Source organism: Roseiarcus sp. (assembly GCF_052145395.1).
GTDB lineage: Bacteria > Pseudomonadota > Alphaproteobacteria > Rhizobiales > Beijerinckiaceae > Roseiarcus.
This window is the reverse complement of the sequence record NZ_JBKQOT010000136.1, coordinates 1-5,348: the sequence shown is the minus strand read 5'-3', so window position 1 is coordinate 5,348 and position 5,348 is coordinate 1. Positions and strand designations below refer to the sequence as shown.

Here is a 5,348-nt window from a genome sequence, read left to right as displayed (position 1 = left end):
GCCTGTCAAAGGATTTCGAGGCGACAATCGAATCCTCACTCGCATGGCTCCAATTGGCCCTCGCTTTCCTCCTTATGCGAAGGATTGCGCGGAAAAACGAAGCCGTTTGAATTTCGAGTCGGGCTCTAAGGCCCCGGGCGTCCGCACGCTTCCGGGTCGCGGACTGAAGGGATCGGTCCGGCCGGCCGTTGATAAATTCGCTGCCTCAGTCCACATTCGGGCGCCGGTTCGGCCGGGACTTCGCCGCGGGAGCGGCCGGAAGCCGGTCCGGACGGGCGAAAACGGGCGAAGCAGCGAACGCAGGCGATCGGCTCGACGAGGGAGGGTTCAGTGACAGAATACAATATCCACACGATGCTGCGCGCGGTCGCGGCGGCGGCTCTGGCGGTCGGCGCCGTGACGGCGGCGCACGCGGCCGATCCGGTCGCGAAATGGTGCGAGGGGGTCAAGATCGCCGCCTTCCCGGGCGGTCCGCAAGGCGGCGTCTTCGCCAACAATGTCTATAACGGCTACCGGCAGGCCGAGCTCGATCTCGGGCCGAAAGTGACCTACTACTTCTCCAACTGGGACCCCAACACGATGTTGACCCAGTTGCAGCAGGCCATCGCGACCAAGGTCGACGGCATCGCCTTCATGGGCCATCCGGGCGACGCCGCGACCGACCCGCAGATCGAAAAGGCCTTCGCGCAAGGCATCATCTTCACCACGGCGAACTCGGCTTTGCCCGAGGCGCAGAAGAAATTCGGCCCTCAAGGCATGGGCTACGTCGGCGCGCCGAACCACGCCGCCGGCTACGCGCTCGGCGCCGAGGCGGCCAAGCGCGCGGGCATCAAGGCCGGCGACGCGGCCTTCGTCTGGGGTCTGAAAGGCCAGGGCGGAGACCGCGGCTCGCGCACGGTCGGCGTGATCGAGGCGATCGAGAAGGCGGGCGGCAAGGTCATCTACCAGGAGATCGACAAGGCGACCGACGCCGATCCGAACGCCGGCACGGCGACCTTCGTCGGCGTGATGAAGGCCAATCCCGACGTCAAGCTGGTCGTCACCGACCACGGCGCGGTGACGGCGAACGTCGGCGTCTACGCCCGCGCCGCCTCGCTGAAGCCCGGCCAGGTCTTCTTCGCCGGCTTCGACATGTCGCCCAACACCGCCAAGGCGGTCAAGGACGGCTATCAGGACCTGGTGATCGACCAGCAGCCCTACCTTCAGGGCTATCTGCCGATCCTCAACATCTGCCTGACCAAGAAATTCGGCTTCTCCGGCCTCGACATCAACACGGCGGGCGCATTCGTCGACCCCAAGAATGTCGACGTCGTCGCGCCGCTGGCGGCGAAGGAAATCCGGTAGGCCTCAGCAGCACGAACCAAAACGGAGGCGTCGCCCGCGGCGGCGCCTCGATTCCTGTGAGAAGGGTCAGGCGGCATGGCGGAGCCTGCGACATCCAACGCCGGCGAGCCGCCGGTGATCGAACTCAAGAACGTATCGAAGACCTTCGGCGAAGTCCGGTCGCTGGCCGACGTCAATTTCCGAGTGGACCGACGGGAGATCGTGGGCCTGCTCGGCGACAACGGCGCCGGCAAATCGACCCTCATCAAGGTGGTGATGGGCTTCCACACGCCCGATCCGGGCGGCGAGATCTACTTCCACGGCAAGCAGGTGGACGACTGGTCGGTCGCGCGGGCGCGCAGCCTCGGGATCGAGACCGTGTACCAGGAACGGGCGCTGTGCGAGAAGCAGCCGATCTGGCGCAATATGTTCATGGGCCGGGAGCTGCGTAACCGCTTTGGCCTGCTCGACGTCGAGCGCATGAAATCGGAATGCGCGCGGCTGATGAGCGAGCACATGGGGTTCACCTCGGCCGCCGTCCATCCCAACAACGTGGTCGCAACCATGTCCGGCGGCGAGAAGCAGGGCGTGGCGATCACCCGGGCGCTCTATTTCGAGGCCCAGCTCGTCATCCTCGACGAGCCGACCATGGGCCTCTCGCTCACCGAGACCAAAAAGACCCTCGACTTCGTCCGCCACATCAAGGAGGTCGGCAAGTCGGCGATCTTCATCGACCACAACATCTTCAACATCTATCCGGTCGTCGACCGGCTCTACGTGCTCGATCGCGGGCGGGTCGCTGGCGTCTTCAACCGCTCGGAGATCACGATGGACGCGCTGATCGAGCGGCTTTACCACGTCGCGCGGACCGGCGAGATGGAGATGCCGTCATGACTGGAGACGCTTTGCAAGCCCGTCCGGTCGGCAACCGAGGCGCCCCCTCGTCGTTTCTTCTGCGCTACGGAAGCCAGATGGGAATCATCGGCGTGGGCTTCGCGATGTGGCTCGCCTTCGTCGCCGCCGCGCCGCGCGTCTTCATGGACATCGACATCTATCGCGCCTTCGCCGAGACGACGCCCCTGTTCGGCATCGTGGCGCTGTCCTTGACCTTCGTCGTCATCACCGGCGAGATCGACCTGTCGTTTCCCTCGGTGATGGCGCTCGGGACCGCGGCGTTCTGCCTCGTCACCGCCTACGGCGGCGCGCCGTGGTGGGTCGGCATCATTTGCGGGCTCGGGACCGGGGTCCTCTGCGGGCTCGTCAACGGCTTCCTGGTTGCCTCGCTGAACATCCCGTCGCTGGTCATCACCATCGGCACGGGGTTTTTGTTCCGCGGCCTCGAGCTCGTGCTGATGAACGGCACCGGCGTGCCGATGACGGCCGAACAATATCCTGAGATGCACGCGCTTCTTCGCGAGCCGCTGTTCGGCTTCCCGGTTCAGACGCTGTGGATGGTCGCGATCCTGATCGCCGAATGGATTTTGCTGAACCGGACCCAGTTCGGCGCGCACGTCTTCCTGACCGGCGACAATTCGACCAGCGCGCGGCTGATGGGCGTCAACGTCGGCAGGGTCAAGATCAAGGCCTTCGTGCTCGTCGGCGTCACCGCAGTGTTCAGCGGGATGATGAGCTCAATCTACGGCTATTACTTCTGGCCGAGCACCGGCGACGGCTCGCTCCTCAACACGATCGCCTCGGTGTTCCTCGGCGGCACGTCGGTGTTCGGCGGCACGGGCTCGGTTGTGGGGACGTTCGTCGCCGCGTTCATCATCGGGGCGATCAACGCGGGAATCGTCTCGGCGGGCGTCAACGCCTTCTACACCCAGCTCGCCTTCGGCCTCGTGATCGTCATCTCGGTCGTGCTCCAGACCCTGATCGACCGCCGCATCAGGCGGCAGTCGCTGACCGGGCGATAAGAGAGGGCGGATTTGCGATTCGGCGCTTTGGGCGGAGTGCGATCATTCGAACCTGCGACCCGGGTCGCGTCGAGGACCTCTTGGCGAATTTTTATGGCCTGCCGCATCCCGCATAGCCTGAACTGCCTAACAGGTGGGACACAATCGACATGGACATGCGACATGACTGCGCGCGACCGGTCCCGCATTGCAATCATCATTGCGCGGCGGGGCCGTCCAGACATGGACTCGGGTGCAGCGAGTGAGACAGAGAATGCGCCAATCGTTTCCGACGCATGCCAGAACGCCGCGCTCTCGGCACGCCGCGCCGGACTCCCGACGCCGACCGGCCTTCCCGACACCTGGGACACCCATCGACTCCCCATCGGCGCCCGCCGTGCTGTATGGTGAGGATGAACATTCACACCGGTGGTCCGCGGCGCGCGCGGACACCAGACGAGGAAGTTGAAAACCGATGACGCAGCAGGGCGCCGGCGCGACCGCGGCGATCGCCGAGGGCCACACATCGCTGGGAGTCGAACTCGGGTCCACCAACATCAAGGCGTGCCTCATCGGGCCGGACCACCAGGTCCTCGCCACGGGCAGCCACGGCTGGGAGAACCAGTTCGTCGACCGCCTCTGGACCTACTCCGAAAGCGCGATCTGGACCGGCCTCCAGGCCGCCGCCGCGAGCCTGATGGCCGATGTCGAGCGACGCCACGGCGTGCCTCTCGCCCGCATCGGCGCACTGGGTTTCTCGGCGATGATGCACGGGTATCTGGCGTTTGACGCGGACGGCGCCTTGCTCGTCCCGTTCCGCACCTGGCGCAACACCAACACGGAGCGCGCCGCAGCCGAGTTGACCAAGACGCTCGGCTTCAACTTCCCGCTGCGGTGGTCGGCCTCGCACCTGTACCAGGCGATCCTCGACGAGGAGCCTCACGTCGCCGACGTCGATTTCATCACGACCCTGTCCGGCTTTGTGCACTGGCGCCTTACAGGCCGCAAAGTGCTCGGCGTGGGCGACGCGTCGGGCATGTTCCCGATCGACCCGGCCACTCACGACTTCGACGCGCCGATGCTTAAGCGGTTCGGCGAGATGGTCGCCGCCCGTCGACCGGGCCTCGACGCCGCCGCGCTGTTCCCCAAAGTGCTCGTCGCCGGCCAGAACGCCGGAACGCTCACCGCGGAGGGCGCCGCACGGCTCGATCCGACCGGCGCGCTAAGCCCAGGCGCGCCAGTGTGCCCGCCCGAGGGCGACGCCGGCACGGGCATGGTGGCCACCAACGCCGTCGCCCGGCGCACCGGAAACATCAGCGCGGGCACGTCGATCTTCGCGATGGTGGTGCTCGAAAAGCCCCTGACCGTGGTGCACGAGGAGCTCGACATCGTCACCACGCCTGCGGGCGACCTGGTCGCGATGGTCCACTGCAACAACGGCGCGAGCGAACTCGGGGCTTGGGCGGGGGTCTTCACCCAGTTCGCCGTCGCCATCGGGGCCGACGCGGACGCCAACGCCGTGTTCGGCGCGCTGTTCCGCGCGGCGCTGGAAGGCGAGGCGGACGGCGGCGGGCTCATCGCCTACAACTACCTCGCCGGCGAGCCGATCACGGGGCTCGCCGAGGGACGTCCGCTCGTCGTGCGCACCCCCGGCAGCCGCCTCACGCTCGCCAACTTCATGCGCACCCAGCTCTACGCCGCCTTCGGCACGCTGAGCCTGGGTATGAACGTGCTGCACGGCGAGGGCGTGCAACTGGACTCGATGTTCGCGCACGGCGGCATGTTCAAGACCGCGGGCGTCGCGCAGCGCCTCCTGGCGGCGGCCATCGGCGCGCCCGTGACGGTGGGTGACACCGCAAGCGAGGGCGGCGCGTGGGGCATCGCCGTACTGGCCGAGTACCTGCGCACCGGCGCGGGCGAGCCCTTAAGCGACTACCTCGCGGGGCGTGTGTTTGCGGGCGCCGAACTCGACGTGGCGGACCCCGACCCCGCCGATGTCGCGGGCTACGCCACGTGGCTCAAGCGGTACTCGGCGGGGCTGGCGATCGAGAAGGCGGCGACGGAGGCGATCCGCTAGCCGGCGGGCCACCCACCGGACCACGACCCCTCTGGCGCTCCAAGGACGATATC

4 protein-coding genes are annotated in these 5,348 nt (G+C 66.8%); all 4 read left to right on the top strand.

Going from position 1 to position 5,348, the window contains the following annotated elements:
- Window positions 1-330: 330 nt before the first annotated feature.
- Window positions 331-1,344, top strand: a complete 1,014-nt coding sequence (locus ACLP25_RS04830) for a sugar ABC transporter substrate-binding protein (RefSeq protein ID WP_442468092.1) — start codon at window positions 331-333, stop codon at window positions 1,342-1,344.
- Between the two features lie 75 nt (window positions 1,345-1,419).
- Window positions 1,420-2,217, top strand: coding sequence for an ATP-binding cassette domain-containing protein (locus ACLP25_RS04825; protein WP_442468091.1), 798 nt, complete (start codon window positions 1,420-1,422; stop codon window positions 2,215-2,217).
- Window positions 2,214-3,239: an ABC transporter permease gene (locus ACLP25_RS04820; protein WP_442468090.1), complete on the top strand. Its 1,026-nt coding sequence runs from the start codon at window positions 2,214-2,216 to the stop codon at window positions 3,237-3,239. The genes ACLP25_RS04825 and ACLP25_RS04820 overlap by 4 nt, the downstream gene beginning before the upstream one ends.
- A gap of 454 nt (window positions 3,240-3,693) precedes the next feature.
- Window positions 3,694-5,295 carry a xylulokinase gene (locus ACLP25_RS04815; protein WP_442468089.1) on the top strand — a complete coding sequence of 534 codons (1,602 nt, stop codon included), beginning with the start codon at window positions 3,694-3,696 and terminating at the stop codon, window positions 5,293-5,295.
- The last annotated feature ends 53 nt before the right edge of the window (window positions 5,296-5,348 follow it).

Coding starts and splice junctions, on each gene's coding strand:
- ACLP25_RS04825 (WP_442468091.1), top strand. CDS start 1,420: ATGGCGGAGCCTGCGACATCCAACGCCGGCGAGCCGCCGGTGATCGAA.
- ACLP25_RS04820 (WP_442468090.1), top strand. CDS start 2,214: ATGACTGGAGACGCTTTGCAAGCCCGTCCGGTCGGCAACCGAGGCGCC.
- ACLP25_RS04815 (WP_442468089.1), top strand. CDS start 3,694: ATGACGCAGCAGGGCGCCGGCGCGACCGCGGCGATCGCCGAGGGCCAC.